The 21,924-nt window shown below is 62.5% G+C and carries 25 protein-coding genes; 12 read left to right on the plus strand and 13 right to left on the minus strand.

Annotation, left to right across the window (positions count from 1 at the left end; translation table 11 throughout):
* The first annotated feature begins 26 nt into the window (after nucleotides 1-26).
* Entirely contained in the window at nucleotides 27-446 is a 420-nt protein-coding gene (locus MESCI2_RS0111415) for a DUF4864 domain-containing protein (RefSeq protein WP_027036712.1), read from the plus strand.
* Between the two features lie 4 nt (nucleotides 447-450).
* On the opposite strand, the gene tgt is transcribed toward MESCI2_RS0111415, so the two are convergent.
* The 6 genes from tgt to coaD all read right to left on the minus strand — a co-directional run bounded on the left by tgt (nucleotide 451) and on the right by coaD (nucleotide 4,836).
* Complete coding sequence (tgt, locus tag MESCI2_RS0111420; RefSeq protein WP_027036713.1) at nucleotides 451-1,581, minus strand: tRNA guanosine(34) transglycosylase Tgt; 1,131 nt, start codon at nucleotides 1,579-1,581, stop codon at nucleotides 451-453.
* Nucleotides 1,574-2,716, minus strand: a complete 1,143-nt coding sequence (gene queA, locus MESCI2_RS01000000134620) for a tRNA preQ1(34) S-adenosylmethionine ribosyltransferase-isomerase QueA (RefSeq protein WP_050596544.1) — start codon at nucleotides 2,714-2,716, stop codon at nucleotides 1,574-1,576. The genes tgt and queA overlap by 8 nt, the downstream gene beginning before the upstream one ends.
* The gene (locus MESCI2_RS0111430; RefSeq protein ID WP_027036714.1) at nucleotides 2,716-3,165 is read right to left on the minus strand and encodes a DMT family transporter; all 450 of its coding nucleotides are present in this window, start codon (nucleotides 3,163-3,165) and stop codon (nucleotides 2,716-2,718) included. Before MESCI2_RS0111430 ends, queA begins: the two co-directional genes overlap by 1 nt.
* 12 nt (nucleotides 3,166-3,177) lie before the next feature.
* Nucleotides 3,178-3,690 (minus strand): peptidylprolyl isomerase, encoded by a 513-nt coding sequence (locus tag MESCI2_RS0111435; RefSeq protein ID WP_027036715.1) that lies wholly within the window; start codon nucleotides 3,688-3,690, stop codon nucleotides 3,178-3,180.
* Nucleotides 3,691-3,730: 40 nt separating this feature from the next.
* Nucleotides 3,731-4,225, minus strand: a complete 495-nt coding sequence (locus tag MESCI2_RS0111440; RefSeq protein ID WP_245270326.1) for a peptidylprolyl isomerase — start codon at nucleotides 4,223-4,225, stop codon at nucleotides 3,731-3,733.
* Between the two features lie 110 nt (nucleotides 4,226-4,335).
* Nucleotides 4,336-4,836, minus strand: a complete 501-nt coding sequence (coaD, locus tag MESCI2_RS0111445; RefSeq protein ID WP_027036717.1) for a pantetheine-phosphate adenylyltransferase — start codon at nucleotides 4,834-4,836, stop codon at nucleotides 4,336-4,338.
* A 194-nt stretch (nucleotides 4,837-5,030) separates the two neighbouring features.
* Between coaD and MESCI2_RS1000000136725 the strand changes: the two genes are divergently transcribed.
* The gene (locus MESCI2_RS1000000136725) at nucleotides 5,031-5,183 is read left to right on the plus strand and encodes a hypothetical protein (RefSeq protein ID WP_081714296.1); all 153 of its coding nucleotides are present in this window, start codon (nucleotides 5,031-5,033) and stop codon (nucleotides 5,181-5,183) included.
* Nucleotides 5,184-5,252: 69 nt separating this feature from the next.
* Here MESCI2_RS1000000136725 and gyrA read toward each other — a convergent pair whose 3' ends face one another.
* Both gyrA and MESCI2_RS0111460 read right to left on the minus strand, forming a co-directional pair.
* Nucleotides 5,253-8,054: a DNA gyrase subunit A gene (gyrA, locus tag MESCI2_RS0111455; RefSeq protein ID WP_027036718.1), complete on the minus strand. Its 2,802-nt coding sequence runs from the start codon at nucleotides 8,052-8,054 to the stop codon at nucleotides 5,253-5,255.
* 220 nt (nucleotides 8,055-8,274) lie between these two features.
* Complete coding sequence (locus MESCI2_RS0111460) at nucleotides 8,275-9,099, minus strand: helix-turn-helix transcriptional regulator (RefSeq protein ID WP_027036719.1); 825 nt, start codon at nucleotides 9,097-9,099, stop codon at nucleotides 8,275-8,277.
* Nucleotides 9,100-9,185: 86 nt separating this feature from the next.
* Here MESCI2_RS0111460 and MESCI2_RS0111465 point away from each other — a divergent pair, with 86 nt between their 5' ends.
* Both MESCI2_RS0111465 and MESCI2_RS0111470 read left to right on the plus strand, forming a co-directional pair.
* Entirely contained in the window at nucleotides 9,186-9,716 is a 531-nt protein-coding gene (locus MESCI2_RS0111465) for a hypothetical protein (protein WP_027036720.1), read from the plus strand.
* A 152-nt stretch (nucleotides 9,717-9,868) separates the two neighbouring features.
* A complete protein-coding gene (locus tag MESCI2_RS0111470; protein ID WP_023670949.1) occupies nucleotides 9,869-10,498 on the plus strand; it encodes a MarC family protein in 630 nt (209 codons plus the stop codon).
* A 33-nt stretch (nucleotides 10,499-10,531) separates the two neighbouring features.
* Here MESCI2_RS0111470 and MESCI2_RS0111475 read toward each other — a convergent pair whose 3' ends face one another.
* On the minus strand, nucleotides 10,532-10,957 hold the full coding sequence (locus MESCI2_RS0111475) for an OsmC family protein (RefSeq protein ID WP_027036721.1): 426 nt from the start codon (nucleotides 10,955-10,957) through the stop codon (nucleotides 10,532-10,534).
* A 135-nt stretch (nucleotides 10,958-11,092) separates the two neighbouring features.
* The gene (locus tag MESCI2_RS0111480) at nucleotides 11,093-11,614 is read right to left on the minus strand and encodes a single-stranded DNA-binding protein (RefSeq protein WP_027036722.1); all 522 of its coding nucleotides are present in this window, start codon (nucleotides 11,612-11,614) and stop codon (nucleotides 11,093-11,095) included.
* A 226-nt stretch (nucleotides 11,615-11,840) separates the two neighbouring features.
* On the opposite strand from MESCI2_RS0111480, the gene MESCI2_RS0111485 reads away from it, so the two are divergent.
* The 8 genes from MESCI2_RS0111485 (at nucleotide 11,841) to MESCI2_RS0111520 (ending at nucleotide 19,916) form a co-directional block, all read left to right on the plus strand.
* Complete coding sequence (locus MESCI2_RS0111485; RefSeq protein ID WP_027036723.1) at nucleotides 11,841-12,155, plus strand: ArsR/SmtB family transcription factor; 315 nt, start codon at nucleotides 11,841-11,843, stop codon at nucleotides 12,153-12,155.
* Nucleotides 12,152-12,643: an SRPBCC family protein gene (locus MESCI2_RS0111490; protein ID WP_027036724.1), complete on the plus strand. Its 492-nt coding sequence runs from the start codon at nucleotides 12,152-12,154 to the stop codon at nucleotides 12,641-12,643. Before MESCI2_RS0111485 ends, MESCI2_RS0111490 begins: the two co-directional genes overlap by 4 nt.
* 24 nt (nucleotides 12,644-12,667) lie before the next feature.
* Nucleotides 12,668-13,273: an ATP-dependent Clp protease proteolytic subunit gene (locus MESCI2_RS0111495; RefSeq protein WP_027036725.1), complete on the plus strand. Its 606-nt coding sequence runs from the start codon at nucleotides 12,668-12,670 to the stop codon at nucleotides 13,271-13,273.
* Nucleotides 13,274-13,361: 88 nt separating this feature from the next.
* Nucleotides 13,362-13,664: a hypothetical protein gene (locus MESCI2_RS0111500; RefSeq protein WP_027036726.1), complete on the plus strand. Its 303-nt coding sequence runs from the start codon at nucleotides 13,362-13,364 to the stop codon at nucleotides 13,662-13,664.
* 712 nt (nucleotides 13,665-14,376) lie between these two features.
* The gene (gene uvrA, locus MESCI2_RS0111505) at nucleotides 14,377-17,298 is read left to right on the plus strand and encodes an excinuclease ABC subunit UvrA (protein ID WP_027036727.1); all 2,922 of its coding nucleotides are present in this window, start codon (nucleotides 14,377-14,379) and stop codon (nucleotides 17,296-17,298) included.
* Nucleotides 17,299-17,329: 31 nt separating this feature from the next.
* Nucleotides 17,330-17,800 (plus strand): GNAT family N-acetyltransferase, encoded by a 471-nt coding sequence (locus MESCI2_RS0111510; protein ID WP_027036728.1) that lies wholly within the window; start codon nucleotides 17,330-17,332, stop codon nucleotides 17,798-17,800.
* Nucleotides 17,801-17,827: 27 nt separating this feature from the next.
* Complete coding sequence (locus MESCI2_RS0111515) at nucleotides 17,828-18,649, plus strand: DUF72 domain-containing protein (protein WP_027036729.1); 822 nt, start codon at nucleotides 17,828-17,830, stop codon at nucleotides 18,647-18,649.
* A 115-nt stretch (nucleotides 18,650-18,764) separates the two neighbouring features.
* Nucleotides 18,765-19,916, plus strand: coding sequence for a GGDEF domain-containing protein (locus tag MESCI2_RS0111520; RefSeq protein ID WP_027036730.1), 1,152 nt, complete (start codon nucleotides 18,765-18,767; stop codon nucleotides 19,914-19,916).
* 49 nt (nucleotides 19,917-19,965) lie between these two features.
* Here the strand turns inward: MESCI2_RS0111520 and MESCI2_RS1000000136730 are convergent, their stop codons facing one another.
* From MESCI2_RS1000000136730 to urtD, 3 genes are all read right to left on the minus strand, one after another.
* The gene (locus tag MESCI2_RS1000000136730; protein WP_081738697.1) at nucleotides 19,966-20,142 is read right to left on the minus strand and encodes a hypothetical protein; all 177 of its coding nucleotides are present in this window, start codon (nucleotides 20,140-20,142) and stop codon (nucleotides 19,966-19,968) included.
* 269 nt (nucleotides 20,143-20,411) lie between these two features.
* Nucleotides 20,412-21,107, minus strand: coding sequence for an urea ABC transporter ATP-binding subunit UrtE (urtE, locus tag MESCI2_RS0111530; protein WP_023813006.1), 696 nt, complete (start codon nucleotides 21,105-21,107; stop codon nucleotides 20,412-20,414).
* Nucleotides 21,108-21,176: 69 nt separating this feature from the next.
* Entirely contained in the window at nucleotides 21,177-21,923 is a 747-nt protein-coding gene (urtD, locus tag MESCI2_RS0111535) for an urea ABC transporter ATP-binding protein UrtD (RefSeq protein ID WP_013531846.1), read from the minus strand.
* Between the last annotated feature and the right edge of the window lies 1 nt (nucleotide 21,924).

A 21,924-nucleotide genomic window follows, 5' to 3' on the forward strand; every position in this document is an offset into this window, starting at 1 on the left:
ATTTCGAGGGACAACGGAGACAGGCCATGCGCCGCGCCTTTTTCGCATTCGCATTCTTTCCATTCCTCTTCGCGTCGTCGGCATTCGCCGGTGATGCCGAGATCAAGGCAGGGCAGTCTGTCATCGACGGTCAGCTAAAGGCCCTCATCGCCAATGACGGCGCCACCGCCTACAGCTTTGCCGCCCCGAATGTGAAGCGGATCTTCCCGACCGTCGATGCCTTCATGAACATGGTGACCAACGGCTATCCGCCGGTGCGCAAGCCGCAGACCTATTCCTTCGGCAAAGTCGAGGAGACCGCTCCGGGTTCGATCGTCCAGCAGGTGCTGATCGTCGGCCCCGATGGCAAGGATTACGAGGCGGTCTACACGCTGCAGCAGCAGCCCGACGGCACCTTCCAGATCACCGGCTGCAGCCTGCGCGCCTCGAATTCGCTCAGCACCTGAAGCTTCACAGCAAGGGGATATCGCCCCTCGCCCAGCCCGCGGTGATTTCCGCGCCGCGCGCCTCGAAGGTGCCGGCCTCGATCGCAGCGCGGATGTCCTGCATCAGCTTTTGATAGTAGGAAAGATTGTTCCAGGTCAAAAGCATGGCGCCGAGCGCCTCCTGCGAGCGCACCAGATGGTGTAGATAGGCGCGGGAATAGTCCCGCGCCGCCGGGCAATCGCTTTCCTCGTCTAGCGGCCGCGGATCGTCGGCATGGCGGGCGTTGCGCAGATTGACCTTGCCGCGCCTTGTATAGGCAAGGCCGTGCCGGCCGGCCCGTGTCGGCATAACGCAGTCGAACATGTCGATGCCGCGCGCCACCGATTTCAGGATATCGTCAGGCGTGCCGACGCCCATCAGATAGCGCGGCTTGTCCGCTGGCAGTTCCGGACAGGTGATGTCGAGCATGTCGAGCATCACCGCTTGCGGCTCGCCGACGGCCAGGCCGCCAACCGCGTAGCCCTTCAGCTCCATCGCGCTCAGCGCCTGCGCCGAACGCACCCTGAGCGCTGCGTTGTCGCCGCCTTGCACGATGCCGAACATCGCCTTGCCTGGCTGATCGCCGAACGCCGTCTTGCAGCGCTCGGCCCAACGCAGCGACAGCTCCATGGCGCGCTCGATCTCCTTCATCTCGGCCGGCAGCGCCGTGCATTCGTCGAGCTGCATCTGGATGTCGGAATCAAGCAGTCCCTGGATCTCGATCGACCGCTCCGGCGACATCTCGTAGGCGGCGCCATCGATATGCGAGCGGAAGGTGACGCCCTTTTCGGTCAGCTTTCTCAGCTTCGACAGTGACATCACCTGGAAACCGCCACTGTCGGTCAGGATCGGATGCGGCCAGCGGGCGAATTCATGTAGGCCGCCGAGCCGCGCCACGCGCTCGGCGCCGGGCCGCAGCATCAGATGGTAGGTGTTGCCCAGGATGATGTCGGCGCCGACACCGCGCACCTGGTCCATATACATCGCCTTGACGGTGCCGCCGGTGCCGACCGGCATGAAGGCCGGCGTGCGGATTTCGCCGCGCGGCATGTCGATCACGCCGCGTCGCGCCTTGCCGTCGGTTGCCAGAACCTTGAAGCTGAACGGCTTAGCCATTGAATTCCTTGTCGTGGATCGGGGCGTCCGGCGCCTGATTGTCGAGCGACTGGCGGTCGCTCGTCTCCGCTCGGAAAAGCAGGCTTGCGTCGCCATAGGAATAGAATCTGTAGCGGTTCTCGATGGCATGCGCATAGGCCGCGCGCATCGTGTCGAGGCCGCTGAAGGCCGAAACCAGCATGAACAGAGTCGAGCGCGGCAGATGGAAATTGGTCATCAGCACGTCGGCGGTGCGAAAACGGTAGCCGGGCGTGATGAAGATATCGGTCGGACCGGACCACGCAGCCAGAGTACCGTCTTCACGCGCGGCACTCTCCAGCAGACGCAGCGAGGTCGTACCGACCGCGACGATGCGCCCGCCCCTCGCCTTGGCCGCATTCAGCGCGTCGGCTGTTTCCGCGCTTACCGAGCCTATCTCGGCATGCATCTTGTGGTCGGCGGTGTCGTCCGCCTTCACCGGTAGGAACGTGCCGGCGCCGACATGCAAGGTGACGAAGCGGCGTTCGATGCCCTTGGCGTCAAGCGCTGCAAAAAGCTCCGGGGTGAAATGCAGGCCCGCGGTCGGAGCCGCAACGGCCCCTTCCTCGCTTGCATAGATGGTCTGGTAATCGGCCCGGTCGCGTTCGTCGTCGTCGCGCTTCGAGGCGATGTAGGGCGGCAGCGGAATGTGGCCGACCGCGTGCAAGGCCTCGTCGAGGAACGGCCCCGACAGATCGAAGCCAAGCAGCGCTTCGCCACCCTCGCCTTTCTCGATCACCGTGGCGTCGAGCTGACCGAGGAAGCAGGAATTGCCGTCATGGCCGAAATGGATGCGGTCGCCGGCGGCAATGCGCTTGCCCGGCCGCATGAAGGCCAGCCAGCGGTCCGGTGCCATGCGCATATGCAGCGTGGCTTCGACCTGCGCCTGTGCCTCGCCACGCTGCCTGATGCCCTTGAGTTGCGCCGGAATGACCTTGGTGTCGTTGAACACCAGCACGTCGCCGGCCCTGAGCAAGGACGGCAGGTCGCCAACCCTGCGGTCGTCGAGCCCTTCGCTAGGTTTGACCACCAGCATCTTGGCACTGTCGCGCGGCTCCGCCGGGCGAAGCGCGATGCGCTCCTCCGGCAGATCGAAGTCAAAGAGGTCGACACGCATCAGTAGAGCCGGACGAGCAGCGCTCCGGCCAGCAGCAGCACCGCGCCGGCGATGCGGCCGAGCGAGATTTCACGCACCGCGACGCCGAGGAAGCCGATGCGGTCGATGAGCATGCCGGCCAGCAACTGGCCGGCGACCAGAAACGCCATCAGCGCGGCGGCACCGATGCGTGGCGTCAGGATAGTCGACAGCGTGACATAGAAACCGCCCAGCATGCCGCCGGCCACGAACAGCCAGGGCGCCGGCGCTTTCCAGTCGAGCGAGATGCCTTGCAGCTTCACCACCGTAACGGAGATGATGCCGAGCACGATCGCGCCCGACAGGAACGAAAACGCAGCCGCCGCGACCGGGAGACCCAGGCCGCGCGCCAGCTGCGAATTGATCGGCGCCTGAATGGCAATGAAGGCGCCGGACAGGATGCCGAGAAGCGACCAGACGACGCCCATCATTGTCGTTTGCCCTTACTTGACGTCGGCCGCGACCTTCAGCGACACGATCTTGTCGGGATCCTGCACCGGCTCGCCGCGCTTGATCTTGTCGACATTGTCCATGCCTTCGATGACCTGGCCCCAGACCGTGTACTGGCGGTTGAGGAAAGCGGCATCGTCGAAGCAGATGAAGAACTGCGAATTGGCCGAGTTTGGGTTCTGCGAACGGGCCATCGAGCAGGTGCCCCGAGCATGGTTGGCGTTGGAAAATTCGGCCTTCAAATCCGGCTTTTCAGAGCCGCCCATGCCCGCGCGGGACGGCGCGAAGGAAGGCTTGCTCGAATTGCCGAACTTGACGTCGCCGGTCTGCGCCATGAAGCCTTCGATGACGCGGTGGAAGACCACGCCGTCATAGGCGCCTTCCCTGGCCAGTTCCTTGATGCGGGCGACGTGGCCCGGCGCCAGGTCGGGGAAAAGTTCGACGACGACCGTGCCCTTGGTCGTTTCCATGATGAGCGCGTTCTCGCGGTCCTTGATTTCGGCCATGTCAGATATCCTTTTGAGAAAACAGAGTTATTTGACAATTTTACTTGTCTGCGGCGATGCGCACCTTGATCATCCGGTCGGGATCGGAAACCGTGCCATTGTCCGCCTGGTCGCCCTTCTTGATGTGGTCCACCAGTTCCATGCCGCTGACGACATTGCCGACGATGGTGTACTGGCCATCGAGCGGCGGCGCCGGCGCGAACATGATGAAGAACTGCGAATTGGCGGAGTTGGGGTCCTGCGAGCGGGCCATGCCGACCACGCCGCGCTTGTAATGTTCGGTCTGCGAGAATTCGGCCGGCAGGTCGGGCAGATCGGAACCGCCGGTGCCGACCGCCTGGGCGCTAAAACCCTTCTTGATGTTGCCGAACTTGACGTCGCCGGTCTGCGCCATGAAGCCGTCTATGACGCGGTGGAAGGCGACGTTGTCATAGGCGCCCTGGCGCACCAGCTTCTTGATCTGCGCGACGTTTTTGGGCGCCAGATCGGGCCGAAGCGCAATGGTGACGTCGCCGTCCTTCAGCGTGATGATCATGGTGTTTTCCGGGTCGGCGGCGAAAGCCGAGACCGATGCGGTCACAAGACCGGCAAGCACAATGAGGAACGAGGCGAGCTTTTTCAGCTGCATATCTATCTCCCGGGATCTTATTTCTTGAATTTGGCGATGAGAGCACCGGCAACCGCCGCCGGCACGAAGGGGCGGATGTCGCCTCCCATCGAGGCAATCTGGCGGACGAGTGTGGCGGTAATGGTGCGTACCGAAGGACTGGCGGGCAGAAAAACCGTCTGTAGCTCAGGCGCCATGGTCTCGTTCATGCCGGCCATCTGCATCTCATAGTCGAGGTCGGTGCCGTCGCGCAGGCCGCGGATCATGATCGAGGCGCCATGCTTCCTGGCTGCGTCGATGACCAGCCCGTCGAAGGCGACGACCTTGATGCGGGCGCCGTCGCTGCGAAATTCCGCCTTCGTCGCCGTTTCGATCAGCTTCACCCGCTCCTCGAAGGAAAACAGCGGTTGCTTGCCTGGATGGATGCCGATCGCCGCATAAACGATATCGGCCACGGCCAGCGAGGCCTTCAGCACATCGAGATGGCCGTTGGTCAGCGGGTCGAAGGAGCCGGCATAGAGGGCGATGCGTTCAGTCATGGCAGGTGCTTCTAGCGAGCCTCTCTCGCAAAGGCAAATCCGATCGGCGCGCCGGCCGTGAACCTTTTCCGACACATGAACGACAGATGAACACGCTGATCACGAAGCCTTCACGCAGCGTTCACTAGGTTGCACCTTAATAAGATGAAACCAAAATCCCATCTATCCGTTGTTAGGCGCAGGAGAACACGCACATGCTGATCTACATGCTCGCCACCGCAATGACCGTCGCCATGCTGATCGCCACCGTATTTGGGCTGCATCAGGAGGCGCAACGCATCCGCGTCAAGGCAAACACCAAGCGCTTCGAAGGCTTCGGCCCGCGCAAGCCATATCGCCACTACTGATAAAGCCTGAACTTGCTGCCGCGCCGGCCAACTGGCCGGCGTTGCTATGTCAACACCTGGGTTCCGGACTTAGTCCGCACCGTCCGGACCGGCATCAGGCGCCGTAGCGGCATCGGCACCGCCCTCGACCGTCTCCTCGCTTTCTTCGTCCGCTTGCGGTTCCGAGATCCGCTCGACCGAAACCACCTTTTCGCCTTCAGCCGTGTTGAAGATGGTAACGCCCTTGGTGGCGCGGCTGGCGAAACGAATGCCGTTGACCGGCACCCGGATGACGGTGCCGCCGTCCGACACCAGCATGATCTGGTCGTCATTGCCGACCGGGAACGTCGCCACCAGCCTGCCAATCTCGGCCGCCTTCGACACGTCGGTGGCGCGGATGCCCTTGCCGCCGCGTCCAGTCAGGCGGAAATCGTAGGACGACGAACGCTTGCCGTAGCCGAATTCGGTCACCGTCAGCACGTACTGTTCGTGCGCCTTGAGCTCTTCGTATCGGCTGTCGGAAAGCTCCGTCTCCTCGCCGATCTCCTCATTGGTCAGCGCGATCTCTTCCTCTTCGCCGGCCGTTTCCGTGGCAAGACGCCGCTCTGCCGCCGCGCGCTTCAGGTAAGCGGCGCGTTCCGCCGGCGAAGCATCGACATGCTCGATCACCGACATCGAGATGATGCGATCGGTCTCGGCCATGGTTATGCCGCGCACACCGACCGAATTGCGGCTCTGGAAGACGCGCACGTCGCCGACGGAGAAGCGTATGCACTGGCCGGAACTGGCGGTCAGCAGCACGTCGTCCTTGTCGGTGCAGGTCTCCACGCCGAGGATCTCGTCGCCTTCTTCCTCCAGCTTCATGGCGATCTTGCCGTTGCGGTTGACCTGGACGAAGTCGGATAGATCGTTGCGGCGCACGGTGCCGCGCGTGGTGGCGAACATCACGTAGAGTTCGCCCCAGCTGGCCTCGTCCTCGGGCAGCGGCATGATGGTGGTGATGCGCTCGCCCTGCTCCAGCGGCAGCATGTTGATCAGCGCCTTGCCGCGTGACTGCGGATTGCCGATCGGCAGCCGCCAGACCTTTTCCTTGTAGACGATGCCGCGCGAGGAGAAGAACAGCACCGGCGTATGGGTGTTGGCCACGAACAGCCGGGTGACGAAATCCTCTTCCTTGGTCGACATGCCGGAGCGGCCCTTGCCGCCGCGACGCTGCGCCCGGTAGAGCGACAGCGGCACGCGCTTGATGTAGCCGGAATGGCTCACCGTCACGACCATGTCTTCGCGCTGGATCAGATCCTCGTCTTCCATGTCCGAGCCACCGTCGGTAAGCTCGGTGCGGCGCGGCGTGCCGAACTCGTCGCGCACGGCGGCAAGCTCGTCCTTGACGATCTGCTGGACGCGCGCGCGGGACGACAAAATGTCCAGGTAATCGATGATTTCGGCGCCGATCGTGTTCAACTCGTCGGCGATCTCATCGCGGCCGAGCGCGGTCAGGCGCTGCAGGCGCAGTTCGAGGATGGCGCGCGCCTGTTCCTCGGACAGATTGTAGGTGCCGTCCTCGTTGATGCGATGGCGCGGATCGTCGATCAGAAGGATCAGCGATTCGACGTCGCCAGAGGGCCAGCGCCGCTCCATCAACTGCTCACGCGCCGTCTGCGGATCCGGCGCGGTGCGGATCAGCTTGATGATCTCGTCGATGTTGGCGACGGCGATGGCGAGACCGACCAGCACATGGGCGCGGTCGCGCGCCTTGCGCAGCAGGAATTTCGTCCGCCTTGTGATCACCTCCTCACGGAAGGCGACGAACGCCTTCAGCATATCGGTCAGGTTCATCACTTCCGGCTTGCCGCCATTCAGTGCCACCATATTGGCGCCGAAGGAGGTCTGCAGCGGCGTGAAGCGGTAGAGCTGGTTGAGGATGACGTCGGCAACGGCGTCGCGCTTCAACTCGATGACGACGCGGTAGCCCTGGCGGTCGCTCTCGTCGCGAATATCGGAAATGCCCTCGATGCGCTTGTCGCGCACCAGTTCAGCCATCTTCTCGATCATCGACGACTTGTTCACCTGGTAGGGAACCTCGGTGATGATGATCGACTCGCGGTCGTTGCCGCGCTGTTCGATGTTGACCTTGCCGCGCATGACGATGGAGCCACGACCGGTCGAATAGGCGTTGTAGATGCCCGAACGGCCAAGCACGATGCCGCCGGTGGGGAAATCCGGTCCCGGAATGATCTCCATCAGCGCCGGCAGGTCGATCGCCGGATTGTCGATGAGGGCGATGGCGCCGTTGCAGATTTCGCTGAGATTGTGCGGCGGGATGTTGGTCGCCATGCCGACGGCGATGCCGCCCGAGCCGTTGACCAGAAGGTTGGGAAACCGGGCCGGCAGAACCTTCGGTTCGCTGCCCGACGCATCGTACGTGTCCTGGAAATCGACGGTGTCCTTGTCGATGTCTTCCAAAAGCTCGTGCGCGACCTTGGTCAGCCGTGCTTCCGTGTAGCGCATCGCCGCAGGCGGATCGCCGTCGATGGAGCCGAAATTGCCCTGCCCGTCGATCAACGGAACGCGCAGCGACCAGTCCTGTGCCATGCGCACCAAGGCGTCATAGATGGAGGCGTCGCCATGCGGATGGTATTTACCCATCACGTCGGCGACAGGACGCGCCGACTTCACATATTTGCGGTTCCAGTGGTAGCCGCTCTCATGGGCGGCGAAGAGAATGCGGCGATGCACCGGCTTCAGGCCGTCGCGCACGTCCGGCAGCGCACGGCTGACGATCACGCTCATGGCGTAATCGAGATAGGAGCGCTGCATCTCCTCGACGATGGATATCGGCTCGATGCCGGTGGGGCCGCCGTCGGCGCCGCGCGGTGTCTTCTGGTCGGTCAAATCGGATCACAATCTAATCAGGAATCACTTGGTGCTTATATAGGAAGCAAGCCCGAAACTCCAACCTTCACGGCACTTTTCCAGTGTCATTTTCGGTGGTAATTTCAAATGGATACCGCTGATTGCGACGATATGGCCAAGGCAGTTTTCGCCGCCCTGACGCAAAAGCCTGCGTGTCTGCCTTTGCGGGCACGGGGCCGATTGACGAAGCAGAAACGGCCTATGCGCCACGGTGGGTGCGATAGTTGCGCGGCGTCTCCCCCATGATCCGCCGAAACCGACGATTGAAGGTCGACAGATCGTTGAAACCGGCCTCGAAGGCGATCGCCGAGACCGCATCGTCCGACATGCGCAACCGCACCGCCGCCCTGTGCAGCCGTGTTTTGAGCAAGAACTGATAGGGCGTCATGCCCGCCACCTGCCGGAAGATGCGCAGGAAATGATACGGACTGGTCGCAGTTTCATCGGCAAGCGCTGAAAGCGAGACCGATCCGTCGGCGTCCAGTTCGATCCGCCGCACCGCCTCGGCTACCCGTTTCTGATCGCGGCGGCTCGGCGCGCGCCCGACATGCGTAGCGCCAGAGGCTGTAGCCACGGCAGCACCGGCCAAGCGCAGGGAAAGTTCCTCGAAGGCGTCGATGTCGGCCATCTCGCGCGCGGTTTCCGCCTCGGCCAGGAGTGGCGCCAGGACCGGCAAAGGCGGCAGGCGCGCCGTCTCGAAGGCCAGTTTCCTGGCGCCCGGCACGCCAGCCGCGATCCGTTCCATGTAGGACGGCCTGAAATGGAACGAGAGGCAACGGTCGCCGCTGCCATGCTCGTGCCCGCATTCGTAACATGTGCCGGGATTGCCGAGCAGGAGCGCGCCGGGCGCCAGCATCGCCGTGCCTTGTTGGGCGCGGTAGCGGAACGTGCCGCTGGTGACCGCAGCGACGCAGAAATCCTGATGCGCTTCCTCGAACGGCCGGTCGCCGGAGCTAGCCGTGCAGATCACATCCGTTACATGCCAGCCGGGTCCGGATGCGAGCGTATGCGTGATCGCTGTCATGACCGGAATATAGCAATTTTTCCCAAGCCCAGAATCCCATCACCGCCTACTCCCTCCCAGTCTCCTGACAAGAAGAGGCCACAACCATGTTCGATCAATCCCCCTTTGCCAATGCCCTGCATAGCCCCGGACCGATCGAAAAGCTTGCCGAAAAACTGAGCCTTTACGGCCGCTTCGTCGGCTCCTGGACTTTCGACGCCTCGCGCCACCTTGAGGACGGTACGGTACTGACAGGGCATGGCGAGGTGCATTTCGGCTGGGTGCTGGAAGGCCGGGCGATCCAGGACGTCTGGATCCTGCCCGCGCGGGGCGCCGGTCCATCGCCATCCTTGGGCACATGGACTTTTTACGGCACGACGCTACGTGTCTATGATCCCGGCGCGGATGCCTGGCACATCTTCTGGAGCGACCCGCGCAACCAGTATTTCAGCCGCCAGCTCGGCCGCGCCGAGGGTGACACGATCGTGCAAGTGGGCGCCGACGGCACCGGCAGCTCGGTACGCTGGAGCTTTTCACGCATCACCGAAAACAGCTTCCGCTGGCTGGGCGAACGCTCGCTAGACAATGGCGCGACATGGCGGCTGGAAGTCGAGTTCCTGGCGCGGCGAGCGGTTTGATCTCCGAGGATTGCAGCAGCCCAGAATAAAAGCGTCGCGATCCTTCGCGCTGCCCTCTGTCCCGCATCAACCACTTTCTCACGAACGGTTCCCACCGAACGAGCTTTGCTCTACATATTCTGTCCGGGCACGGCCCGGCGGGAGGGTCAGAGATGCCGAGTTTCGACAGCCTGTTCAATGCTTTCGTCACCATTCTCGTGACCATCGACCCGCCCGGGCTGGCGCCGCTGTTCCTCGCCGTGACGCGCGGCATGAACCGCGAGGAGCGCCAGCAGGTCTCGGTCCGTGCCTCGATCATTGGTTTCCTGGTGATGGCGTTGTTTGCGGTTGCCGGCGCCTCGATCCTGTCGGTGTTCGGCATCACGCTGCCGGCTTTCCGCGTCGCAGGTGGTTTCCTGTTGTTCTTCATCGCCTTCGAGATGGTGTTCGAGCGCCGGCAGGACCGCAAGGAAAAGATCGGCGACGTCGCCATCACCAAGGACATGATCCACAACATCGCCGCCTTCCCGCTGGCGATCCCGCTGATCGCCGGCCCAGGCGCCATTTCGGCGACGGTGCTGCTTTCCGGCTCGTTTCAAGGCTTTGCCGCGCAGGCGGCGCTGGTCGGCATCATCTTCGTCTGCCTCGCCATCACCTATCTGGTGTTCGTGCTGTCGGAACGCATAGATCGCATCCTCGGCCAGACCGGCCGCTCGATCCTGACCCGTCTGCTTGGCGTCATCCTGGCGGCACTGGCCGTGCAGTTCGTCGCCGACGGCATCAAGGCGCTGATGGCCGGCTGACAGGCCGACGCGACGAGAATCCCGAAGGCGGTCCTATTTCGCCGTCGTATCGATGACCTCGAAATCGTGGGTAAGCGTGGCGGTCTTGGCAAGCATCGCTGAGGCCGAGCAATATTTTTCGATCGAAAGGTCGATTGCCCGTTTCACCTTGTCGCTGGAGAGTGCCCTGCCCTTGACGACGAAATGCATATGGATGCGGGTGAATACTCTTGGCTCGGTTTCCGCCCGGTCGGCATCAAGCTCGACCACGCAGTCCTCGACCGCCTCACGCCCTTTTTCGAGGATATGCACGACATCATAGGCCGAACAGCCGCCGGTGCCGATCAGCACCAGCTCCATCGGGCTTGGACCCGGCGTCCTGCCTTCCGGTCCGAATGCGGTTCCGAGCACGACCTTGTGACCGCTGCCGGATTCACCGACGAAGGTCCGCTCCTCGACCCATTTTACGCGTGCTTTCATCGAACTCGTCCTTCGCCGTATTTCGTTGACCGCCAAGTCAGCGTTCAATTCGACAATGCAAAACCCCGAAAGTCCATGAGGGACTCTCGGGGCGCAATGTTTGACTTAAGCCAAAAATAACATCTGCTGTTGCGATCAGAAGGGAATCTCGTCGTCCAGTTCGCGCGACGAACCGCCACCGCCACCGCCCTTGGGAGCGCCACCACCGCGATTAAAGCCTTCGCTCGGGCTGGACTGGCCGAAATCGGAACCACGGCTGCTGCCGCCACCGGTATAGCCGCCGACCTGACCGCCTTCGCCCTGTCCACGCGCGTCGAGCATCTGCAGCTCGCCACGGAATTTCTGCAGCACGACTTCCGTCGTGTACTTGTCGGCGCCGGTCTGGTCCTGCCATTTGCGTGTCTGCAACTGGCCCTCGACATAGACCTTCATGCCCTTCTTCAGATACTGCTCCGCCACCTTGGCGATGCCCTCATTGAAGATGACGACGTTGTGCCACTCGGTTTTTTCCTTGCGTTCGCCGGAATTCTTGTCGCGCCAGCTTTCCGATGTGGCGATGCGGATGTTGACGACCGGCTCGCCCGAATTCAGGCGACGGATTTCGGGATCCGCGCCGAGATTGCCGACCAGAATGACCTTGTTGACGCTACCCGCCATGATATTTCTCCGCGCTCATCCGAAACAAATTTTTGTCGCAGCACCTTACAGGCTGCAGGCGATCGCCGCTTGCCATGGCTGCCTTTACCCACAAGGTTTTTGTTCCCTTTTCGTTCTTATCCGCATCGCTGCTTATTGTCAAGGAATGGCAGCAATGCCGAAGCCGATCATATGGGTTTGAAAAGACCGCTTGCCAAACCAATAAGTATGCACTTATGCTTTTGGCATGATCGAAGCAGAGATTTTTCGCGCACTGGCCGACCCGACGCGCCGCGCCGTCTTTGAGCGGCTGGCCGCCGGCGAGATGAGCGTGTCGGAATTGCGCACCGGTATGACGGTGTCGCAGCCCGCGGTGTCGCAGCATCTGGCGGTGCTGCGTGGCGCAGGCCTGGTGGTCGAGCGGCGAGCCGGCCGCAACGCCTATTACCGCGCCGATCCGCAGGGGCTTGTCCCCCTGCTCTCCTGGATCGAGCGCTACCGGACCTTCTGGCCGGAACGCATCGAAAGGCTGAAGGCGGTTTTGAAGGACATGGATCAATGAAGAAGGCGGGATCAACGACCAACGAGGGCCGAAGCGACGCCGCGGATGCGCTCGAGTTCGAGTACGACCTTGCCGAGCCGCCGGAAAAGGTGTGGCGGGCCCTGACCGTACCGGAGCTGCTCGCCGCCTGGATGATGCCGAACGACATCACCCCCGAGATCGGCAACCGTTTTGCCTTCGCCGGGCCGGACACGCCGATCGAATGCGAAATCCTCGACGCCGAGCCCGAACGGCTGTTGCGCTATTCCTGGCGGGAGCAGCCGGGCGACGCAGCTAGGCAGGATCCGCTCGACAGTACCGTCACCTTCACACTTGCCCGAACCGTTTCCGGCGGTACGCATCTGCGTGTCGTCCATGACGGCTTTGGCCGCAAGGCCATGCCTGCCGTCGCCATGGCAGGCGCCGGCTGCCGGGTTTCGCTCGATGCGAACAGGTCATCTAAGCCAATCGCCGCAAACATGCCTCGCCTCCTGCTTCGCGCGGCCTGAAAACAAAACGGACGGAGAGAGACAATGAGCGGTGTTGCCAGTCTGGTGCCGATGGTCATCGAGCAATCGAGCCGCGGCGAACGCGCCTTCGACATCTTTTCGCGGCTGCTGCGCGAGCGTATCGTCTTCATCAACGGCGAGATCAACGACGACATCTCGGCACTGGTCTGCGCGCAGCTTTTGTCGCTGGAATCGGACAATCCCGACAAGGAGATCTCGCTCTACATCAACTCGCCGGGCGGCGTGGTGACCAGCGGCTTCGCCATCTACGACACGATGCAATATATCAGCTGCCCGGTGTCGACCGTATGCATGGGCTTTGCCGCATCGATGGGCTCGTTCCTGCTGATGGCAGGCACACCGGGGCGCCGGATTTCCCTGCCGAACGCCACCATCCTGCTGCATCAGCCGCTGGGTGGGTTCCAGGGCCAGGCCTCCGACATCCAGCGCCATGCCGAGCGCATCGGCCGGACGAAACGGCACATGGCCGAACTTTACGCGCAGCATTGCGGCCGCAGCTATGAAGAGGTGGAACGCACGCTGGACCGCGACCATTTCATGACCGCCCGCGAGGCCCAGGCATGGGGCATCGTCGACCATGTTTTCGACACGCGAAAAAAGGCGGCGTAAGCCAGGGCCGGATCGGAGTCCGTCCGGCTGTCGAAGATTTGACGATGCCGGTCTGGTTCCATCGGCGGCGCGCCACTATAGTCTTGGGATGACCGACACTCATCAGTCCAGATCATTGCACCGCGTCATCGCCGTTGCTGCCCTCGCCATTGCGGTCTTCATCAGCGGCGCGGCTTTTGCCGAGGACAGTTCGCCGTCGACGCAAAAAGGCGCCCTGCCCGGCGTGACCGGTGGCTACCGCATCGCCACGCCGGCTCCCAAGCCCGAACCCGATGACGCGTTTCCCAGCAACGGCAACGGTCAGTTCAAGATCGGCGATACGGATGTCAGGATTTCCGGCAGCATCACCGTCGATGTCGGCGCCGGTTCGATCGGGCCGCCGCGCCACTGACAGCGCGTGTCGCGCTGCGGCTGTCACCCACAAGACAATCCGCACATGAAAACGGCCCCGCCGTGCTTTGCGCAAACGGACGGGGCCTTTTTGGATCTCAAATCCAATTTTGCCGGGAGTGTACTGCCGGCGTTTGATTTCGGATGCAACGCGGCATTCAGCCGACGATCCGACTAGCAGTTTCTGATTTTTAGTGGCTATGGCAGGTCACGGTTTGCCGGGTGGCGCAGACGCTAAACCCTGGCACTTATGCCTGCCGCGGCTCCAGTGACAACTGGAACCCCAGGGGACGATCCGGTGGCGTCATAGCTCCGCTCCTCTGTCCGTTGCGACTGTTTGTCAATCCGAAGCACAAATCGCAATGCCTGCGGCGTCTCGCAGGCCGCCTCTGGGCGGCGAGGCCATCGAAAGACGGCCGGCTTCGTTGACTGCTGGAGACTGCGCCCCTGAGTCCGTCGCGTCAACCATCAATAGCCGGTTACCGAAAAACGTGATCGCCGGGAGGTTACGTGCAAGTCAGCTTTTGCACAGCTTTGTCAGGAGCGTGTTCGGCCTTTGTTCTTTCCGCTTGCCCGTTCGCGCGAAAGACGCTTAAACGCTTTTGTCGGGAATTGTGGCGTCTCTCGACGTGGCGGCAAAACTACCTACATAGGGGATGGCCGGGAAAACCCGCCATTCCAGGAAATTCCAGATTCTGAGGCGGCGACCGGCTATGGCCGACCATAAATATCTTTCCATTCGCGGGGCGCGCGAACACAATCTGAAGAATGTCGATCTCGACCTGCCGCGTGACAGCCTGATTGTCATGACCGGCCTCTCGGGGTCCGGCAAGTCATCGCTTGCCTTCGACACGATCTATGCCGAGGGCCAGCGCCGCTATGTCGAAAGCCTGTCGGCCTACGCGCGGCAATTCCTCGAAATGATGCAGAAACCCGACGTCGACCAGATCGACGGCCTGTCGCCCGCCATTTCCATCGAGCAGAAGACCACCTCGAAGAACCCGCGTTCGACGGTCGGCACCGTCACCGAGATCTACGACTATATGCGGCTGCTGTTCGCCCGCGTCGGCATCCCCTATTCGCCGGCCACCGGCCTGCCGATCGAGAGCCAGACGGTTTCGCAGATGGTCGACCGCGTGCTGGCGATCGAGGAAGGCACGCGCCTGTTCATCCTGGCGCCGATGGTGCGCGGCCGCAAAGGCGAGTACCGCAAGGAATTGCTGGAACTGCAGAAGAAGGGCTTTCAGCGCGTCAAGGTCGATGGCGTCTTCTACGAAATCGCCGACGTGCCGGCGCTGGACAAGAAGTACAAGCATGACCTCGACGTCGTTGTCGACCGCATCGTCGTGCGCGGCGATCTCGCAACGCGGCTTGCCGATTCCATCGAGACGGCGCTGAAGCTGGCCGACGGGCTTGCCGTGGCCGAATTCGCCGACAAGCCGCTCGATTCCAGCCAGACCGGCGAGGATTCGGTCAACAAGTCGAAGAACGAGACGCACGAGCGCATCCTGTTCTCGGAAAAGTTCGCTTGCCCGGTCTCCGGCTTCACCATTCCGGAAATCGAACCGCGGCTGTTCTCGTTCAACAACCCGTTCGGCGCCTGCCCGACCTGCGACGGTCTCGGCAGCCAGCGCGCCATCGATGGCAATCTGATCGTGCCGGACGAGAACATCTCGCTGCGCGACGGCGCCGTCAGCCCGTGGGCGAAATCGACCTCCCCCTATTACGCGCAGACGCTGGAAGCGCTGGGCAAGGCCTATGGCTTCAAGCTTGGCGACAAGTTCAAGGATTTGTCCGAAGAGGCCCAGGAAGCTATCCTGCACGGCACGGGCGAGCGCGAAATCACCTTCCAGTATGATGACGGCCTGCGCTCCTACAAGACCACCAAGACCTTTGAAGGCGTCATTCCCAATCTGGAGCGGCGCTGGAAAGAGACCGAATCCGCCTGGATGCGCGAGGAGATCGAGCGCTTCATGTCGGCCACGCCCTGCCCGGTCTGCAAGGGCTATCGGCTGAAGCCCGAGTCGCTGGCGGTGAAGATCGCCGGCAGGCACATTGGCGAAGTCACCGAGCTTTCCATCCGCAAGGCCGACCAGTGGTTCACCGACCTGCCCGCGTCGCTCAACGACAAGCAGAACGAGATCGCGGTGCGCGTGCTCAAGGAGATCCGCGAGCGGCTGCGCTTCCTCAACGATGTCGGGCTCGACTACCTGACGCTGTCGCGCAATTCCGGCACGCTGTCGGGCGGCGAGAGCCAGCGCATCCGGCTGGCGTCGCAGATCGGCTCCGGTCTCACCGGCGTGCTCTATGTGCTGGACGAACCGTCGATCGGCCTGCATCAGCGCGACAATGCCCGTCTGCTCGATACGCTGAAGCACCTGCGCGATATCGGCAACACGGTGATCGTCGTCGAGCATGACGAGGACGCCATCCTGCATGCCGACTATGTCGTCGACATGGGCCCGGCCGCCGGCATCCATGGCGGCGAGATCATCGCCCAGGGCACGCCGCAGCAGGTCATGGCCAATCCCAATTCGATCACCGGCAAATATCTGTCGGGCGCGCTCGAGGTGGCGACGCCCGGCGTGCGGCGCGAAGCGAAGAAGAACCGCCGCCTGAGGATCGTCGGCGCGCGCGGCAACAATCTGAAGAACGTCACCGCCGAAATCCCGCTCGGCACCTTCACCGCCGTCACCGGCGTGTCGGGCGGCGGCAAGTCGACCTTCCTGATCGAAACCCTGTTCAAGGCTGCTTCGCGCCGCATCATGGGCTCGCGCGAACACCCGGCCGACCACGACCGCATCGAGGGCCTCGAATTCCTCGACAAGGTCATCGACATCGACCAGTCGCCGATCGGTCGCACGCCGCGTTCGAATCCCGCCACCTATACCGGCGCCTTCACGCCGATCCGCGACTGGTTCGCCGGCCTGCCGGAAGCCAAGGCGCGCGGCTACCAGCCAGGACGCTTCTCCTTCAACGTCAAGGGCGGCCGCTGCGAGGCCTGCCAGGGTGACGGCGTCATCAAGATCGAGATGCACTTCCTGCCCGACGTCTACGTCACCTGCGACGTCTGCCATGGCAAGCGCTACAACAGAGAGACGCTCGATGTCGTGTTCAAGGGCAAGTCGATCGCCGACGTGCTCGACATGACGGTCGAGGAAGGCGTTGACTTCTTCGCCGCCGTGCCCGGCGTGCGCGACAAGCTCGACACGCTGAAGCAGGTCGGCCTCGGCTACATCCACATCGGCCAGCAGGCGACGACGCTGTCCGGCGGCGAGGCGCAGCGAATCAAGCTCGCCAAGGAACTGTCGCGAAAGGCGACAGGCAAGACGCTCTACATCCTCGACGAGCCGACCACCGGCCTGCATTTCCACGACGTTGCCAAGCTGTTGGAAGTGCTGCACGAACTGGTCGACCAGGGCAACACGGTGGTGGTCATCGAGCACAATCTCGAAGTGATCAAGACCGCCGACTGGGTGCTCGACCTCGGTCCCGAAGGCGGCGACGGCGGCGGCGAACTGGTCGCACAGGGCACACCGGAAGCGATCGTGCGCGAAAAGCGCAGCTACACCGGCCAGTTCCTCAAGGAGCTTCTGGAGCGGCGCCCCGGAGGCAAGCGCGAAGCGGCGGAGTGATCGGACCGGTTGGCGCTTGGAGAGCTTTTGAATGACAATCAGAAGAGCGCTTGCCGATGATCTCCAAACCGTCATCTCGCTGACCGAAGCCGCCTATGCGCCTTACACCGCACTGTTAGGCGCACCGCCGATCCCGGTCACCGAGGACTATGCGCCGCGCATTGAGGGCGGCGAGGTGTGGGTGTTGGAGAGCGGCAGCGAAATTGCCGGAGTGCTCACACTGGAACGGCACGACGATCACGCGATGATTTTCTCCGTCGCGGTGTCGCCCGCCTTCCAGGGCAAAGGCTTCGGCATTGCGTTGCTCAAACACGCGGATGAACAGACACGCCTGTGGGGCCTGCCCGAGGTCCGACTCTACACCAACGCCAGGATGGAGCGGAACATCGCACTCTATCTGGCCTATGGTTTCCACGAAACGGGTCGCCGGCCCAATCCCTATCGGCCTGGATGGGTGCTCGTCGACATGGCCAAAACCGTCGATAAGACCACCGCGGCCTGATCTTTTTCGGCATTTGGGAGGATGACAATGAGCACATCGGGAACAATCCGCGCCGGCATGGGCGGCTGGACCTTCGAGCCCTGGGATACGTCCTTCTATCCCGACAAGCTTTCCAAGGCCAAGCAGCTGAACTACGCCACTCGCCAGGTGCCGAGCATCGAGGTCAACGGCACTTACTATTCCAGCTTCAAGGAGCCGACCTTCGTCAAATGGGCCAACGAGGCGCCGGACGGCTTTGTCTACTCGCTGAAGGGCAACCGCTTCGTCACCAACCGGCGCGTGCTGGGCGAGGCCGGCGAATCGATGATGCGCTTCCTCGGCTCGGGCGTTGCCGCACTCGGCGAAAAGCTCGGGCCAATCCTGTGGCAGTTCGCGCCGACCAAGAAATTCGATCCGGACGATTTCGAAGCCTTTTTGAAACTGCTGCCGGAAAAGCAGGACGGCGTTGCGCTGCGCCATGCGCTCGAAGTCCGCAACGACAGTTTTGTCGTGCCGGAATTCGCAGCACTTGCCCGAAAATACAAGGCCGCGATCGTCTACGCCGACCATGCCAAATATCCCGATATCGCCGACGTCACCGCCGATTTCGTCTATGCGCGGCTGCAGACCGGCAGTGACGACAATCCCGACTGTTACACGCCGAAGGGCCTCGATGAATGGGCCGCGCGGGCAAAGGTCTGGGCGGAAGGCAAGGTGCCCAGCGATCTCCGACGTGCTGATCCTTCGATCGATGCGCCGGTCAAGCCGCGCGACGTGTTCGTCTACTTCATCACCGAGGGCAAGGTGCGCGCGCCGTTCGGCGCCATGGCACTGATGAAGCGGGTGGACCAGGGTCAGCCGGTGCCCTGACGCAGCGGAATCATGGCATCTTCGCCATCGTCGTAACCTTATCGATACCTCCTTGCTGCATGAATCCAGCTGAACCAGTCACAGATTTGGGCCGCCGCGGGCAAGGACGAGGGGCATGTCGCTCGACTACACTTCACTTCTGTTGGCTGTCGGTTTTTCCGCTGCCTGCCTGAGCCTGACATTGTTTGGCATGTGGCTGACCGCTCGCTCGGAGAGATTCCTGCTGACATGGGCGACCAGCCTGGTGTTCGTGGTCGGCGATATTTTCGTCTATGACGCCTATATCGAAATGCCCGGGCGCCTGCTGGGCATCGCCACGCTGGCTTTCCTCCTGCTCGGTTTCTCGACAATGCTGGGCGCGGCCTATCAGTTCAGAACCGGCGGCTCGCCAGTGCCGCGAACGGCGTTTGGCAGCGCCATTTCGCTGGCCGTGACGTTGCCTCCGATGGCTCTAGGCTATGACGGGCTGGGCTTCATGTTCGAAAATGCCTTCGCCGCCTTGCTTCTATTCGCAACGGCGGTCGAATACTGGAAAGGCCGCGACGAAGCCCCTGCCCTGACGATCGGTATCACCGCGCTCTATTCGGCCACGGCCGCATCGTTCGCTCTCTGCGCCATGGTTCTAGCCTCGGAGGGGAAGCTGGTCCTTGGACATGCGCCAAGCAACTGGGCCGAGGAACTGAGCCTCATCATCGTCATCGCCAGCATGACCGGCATCGGGGCGCTTTCCCTGGCCCTGAACCAAGGACGCCTTGCCCGGCATCACCGCCACAATGCCCTGACCGACCCGCTGACCGGCCTGCTCAACCGCCGCGCCCTGTTCGACCTGCACGGCGATGCGCCGGTCGGCGCCTTCACGGCGGTGGTCGTCTTCGATCTCGACAACTTCAAGGCCATCAACGACGAATTCGGCCACGCCGCCGGCGATGAGGTGCTGAAGGTGTTCGCACGGGAACTCGCCGGCAATCTCCGCCCGGCCGACGTCGCCGCGCGCATGGGCGGCGAGGAATTCGCGCTGGTGCTCAAGCGGACCTTGCCCGAAACGGTGGAGGCCACCGCCGAGGCCATACGGGGAGCTTTCGCCGCGCACTGCATCGAAACCGAGACGGGTTCGCTGATATGCACGGTTAGTGCCGGATTTGCATTCGGCACCAAGGAAGGCCTCGGTTTCGACAAGGTGCTCAACGCCGCCGACAAGGCGCTCTACGACGCCAAACGCGGAGGCCGCAACCGCGTCACCGCCTCTGCGTTCAGGCGCGCAGGCTGATCGCGCGTATCAACACCGGCCTCTGATCGGGGAGAGACGAATGCGGCTCCTAGGCCGCCATGACGATCTCATTGAAGGTATCGAGATCGACATAGAAGACCTTGGTGATCTCCTCGATCAGATCGTCGTAATCGCAGCCCTGTGATCTCAAGATGTTGATGGCAGCGATGATATCGACACGTTCGATAAGCCGCCGCTTCTGGTAATCCTCGACGTAACGTTCCATGGCTGTCCCTTAGCCTGTGTGCCCAAACGCGTTTGAACGACAGAGATCGCAGGAGGGAAGCTAGGCAGCCTTGCTTGCGTGAAACTTGCCCGGCATTGGCCGTGCTCCTCGATCTGCGATAACCAGACTGATACGGAAGCGGCCGACTCACAAAGCCAAGGAAAAGACTAGCACGCGATGCTCGGCGTGCCAGAGACGCAGGTGATCGGAAGGAGAAATATTGGACTTGCCAAGAACTTAGGATCGCCAACTGAAGTTCACCGCCGATTCTAGACGGTCAGGAACTTCCTGACATCAGCACGGTCCAGATCTTCCGCCGGGCCGGTATGGACGATCACGCCACGGTCCATGATGTTGACCTCGTCGGCCAACTCGCGGCAGAAATCGAGATATTGTTCGACCAGAAGCACGGCGATGCCGGCCTGGTCACGCAGGTAGCGGATGGCGCGGCCGATGTCCTTGATGATCGAAGGCTGTATGCCCTCGGTCGGCTCGTCGAGCACCAGCAGTTTCGGCCGCATCACCAGCGCCCTGCCGATAGCGAGCTGCTGCTGCTGGCCGCCGGAAAGATCGCCGCCGCGACGGCCGAGCATCTGCTTCAGCACCGGGAACAATTCGAAAACATGCGCAGGAATGTTGCGGTCGGCCCGTTTCAGCGGCGCGAACCCTGATTCTAGGTTCTCCCGCACGGTGAGCAGCGGAAAGACCTCCCTGCCCTGCGGCACGAATGCGATGCCCGACCGGGCGCGGTCATACGCCGCGCTCCGGTCGAGCGCCTTCCCCTCGAAGGCAACGCTTCCGCTCGTCAGCCGGTGGTGGCCGACGATCGATCTCATCAAACTGGTCTTGCCTACGCCGTTGCGGCCGAGCACGCAGGTGATCTTGCCGGCGCCCGCCTTCAGCGACACGCCGCGCAGCGCCTGGGCGGCGCCGTAGTGCAGCGTGGCATTGGAAACTTCGAGCATGTCAGCGCCTTTTCCAGAACCGCAGGAACGACAGATCGAAGTGATGGAATTGCACCCGCCAGACCATGCTCATCTCCCCAGATAGACTTCGACGACACGCTCGTCGGCCGACACGAAATCAAGTGTGCCTTCGCTCAGCACCGAGCCCTCATGCAGGCAGGTGACCTTGACGCCGAGCTCGCGCACGAAATGCATGTCATGCTCGACGACGATGACCGAATGGTCGCGGGCAATATCCTTGAGCAGCCGCGCGGTTTCCTCGGTCTCGGCATCGGTCATGCCGGCGACCGGCTCGTCGACCAGCAGCAGTTTCGGATCCTGCGCCAGGAGCATGCCGATCTCCAGCCACTGCTTTTGCCCGTGGCTGAGATTGGCCGCCAGTTCGTCACGCTTGTCGCCAAGCCGGATGATGCCAAGGATGTCGTCGATCTGCCGCGTCTCGGCGGCCGAGCGGCGATGGAACAGCGCCGGGAAGATCGAGCGCGGTCCCTTCAGCGCCAGCATCAGGTTTTCCTCGATCGTGTGGCTTTCGAAGACGGTCGGCTTCTGAAACTTGCGGCCGATGCCCATCATGGCGATCTCGGCCTCGTCATGCTTGGTCAGATCGACCTGGCCATCGAAGAACACTTCGCCTTCGTCGGGCCGCGTCTTGCCGGTGACGATGTCCATCATCGTCGTCTTGCCGGCGCCGTTGGGGCCGATGATGGCGCGCATCTCGCCCTTGTCGAGCACCAGCGACAGATTGTTGATGGCGCGAAAGCCGTCGAAGGAGACCGAGACGCCGTCGAGATAAAGGATCGTGTTCGACTTCGACATG

Origin of the sequence: Mesorhizobium ciceri WSM4083 (assembly GCF_000519305.1) — a bacterium.
In the GTDB taxonomy this organism is placed as follows: Bacteria; Pseudomonadota; Alphaproteobacteria; order Rhizobiales; family Rhizobiaceae; genus Mesorhizobium; species Mesorhizobium ciceri_B.

Coding starts and splice junctions, on each gene's coding strand:
- MESCI2_RS0111440 (WP_245270326.1), bottom strand. CDS start 4,225: ATGATCATCACGCTGAAGGACGGCGACGTCACCATTGCGCTTCGGCCC.
- uvrA (WP_027036727.1), top strand. CDS start 14,377: ATGGCCGACCATAAATATCTTTCCATTCGCGGGGCGCGCGAACACAAT.
- MESCI2_RS0111465 (WP_027036720.1), top strand. CDS start 9,186: ATGTTCGATCAATCCCCCTTTGCCAATGCCCTGCATAGCCCCGGACCG.
- MESCI2_RS0111490 (WP_027036724.1), top strand. CDS start 12,152: ATGAAGAAGGCGGGATCAACGACCAACGAGGGCCGAAGCGACGCCGCG.
- MESCI2_RS0111495 (WP_027036725.1), top strand. CDS start 12,668: ATGAGCGGTGTTGCCAGTCTGGTGCCGATGGTCATCGAGCAATCGAGC.
- MESCI2_RS0111510 (WP_027036728.1), top strand. CDS start 17,330: ATGACAATCAGAAGAGCGCTTGCCGATGATCTCCAAACCGTCATCTCG.
- MESCI2_RS0111435 (WP_027036715.1), bottom strand. CDS start 3,690: ATGGCCGAAATCAAGGACCGCGAGAACGCGCTCATCATGGAAACGACC.
- MESCI2_RS0111480 (WP_027036722.1), bottom strand. CDS start 11,614: ATGGCGGGTAGCGTCAACAAGGTCATTCTGGTCGGCAATCTCGGCGCG.
- MESCI2_RS0111470 (WP_023670949.1), top strand. CDS start 9,869: ATGCCGAGTTTCGACAGCCTGTTCAATGCTTTCGTCACCATTCTCGTG.
- MESCI2_RS0111485 (WP_027036723.1), top strand. CDS start 11,841: ATGATCGAAGCAGAGATTTTTCGCGCACTGGCCGACCCGACGCGCCGC.
- MESCI2_RS0111475 (WP_027036721.1), bottom strand. CDS start 10,957: ATGAAAGCACGCGTAAAATGGGTCGAGGAGCGGACCTTCGTCGGTGAA.
- MESCI2_RS0111515 (WP_027036729.1), top strand. CDS start 17,828: ATGAGCACATCGGGAACAATCCGCGCCGGCATGGGCGGCTGGACCTTC.
- coaD (WP_027036717.1), bottom strand. CDS start 4,836: ATGACTGAACGCATCGCCCTCTATGCCGGCTCCTTCGACCCGCTGACC.
- tgt (WP_027036713.1), bottom strand. CDS start 1,581: ATGGCTAAGCCGTTCAGCTTCAAGGTTCTGGCAACCGACGGCAAGGCG.
- MESCI2_RS0111460 (WP_027036719.1), bottom strand. CDS start 9,099: ATGACAGCGATCACGCATACGCTCGCATCCGGACCCGGCTGGCATGTA.
- MESCI2_RS0111415 (WP_027036712.1), top strand. CDS start 27: ATGCGCCGCGCCTTTTTCGCATTCGCATTCTTTCCATTCCTCTTCGCG.
- MESCI2_RS1000000136725 (WP_081714296.1), top strand. CDS start 5,031: ATGCTGATCTACATGCTCGCCACCGCAATGACCGTCGCCATGCTGATC.
- MESCI2_RS0111500 (WP_027036726.1), top strand. CDS start 13,362: ATGACCGACACTCATCAGTCCAGATCATTGCACCGCGTCATCGCCGTT.
- urtE (WP_023813006.1), bottom strand. CDS start 21,107: ATGCTCGAAGTTTCCAATGCCACGCTGCACTACGGCGCCGCCCAGGCG.
- queA (WP_050596544.1), bottom strand. CDS start 2,716: ATGCGTGTCGACCTCTTTGACTTCGATCTGCCGGAGGAGCGCATCGCG.
- MESCI2_RS0111520 (WP_027036730.1), top strand. CDS start 18,765: ATGTCGCTCGACTACACTTCACTTCTGTTGGCTGTCGGTTTTTCCGCT.
- MESCI2_RS1000000136730 (WP_081738697.1), bottom strand. CDS start 20,142: ATGGAACGTTACGTCGAGGATTACCAGAAGCGGCGGCTTATCGAACGT.
- MESCI2_RS0111430 (WP_027036714.1), bottom strand. CDS start 3,165: ATGATGGGCGTCGTCTGGTCGCTTCTCGGCATCCTGTCCGGCGCCTTC.
- urtD (WP_013531846.1), bottom strand. CDS start 21,923: ATGTCGAAGTCGAACACGATCCTTTATCTCGACGGCGTCTCGGTCTCC.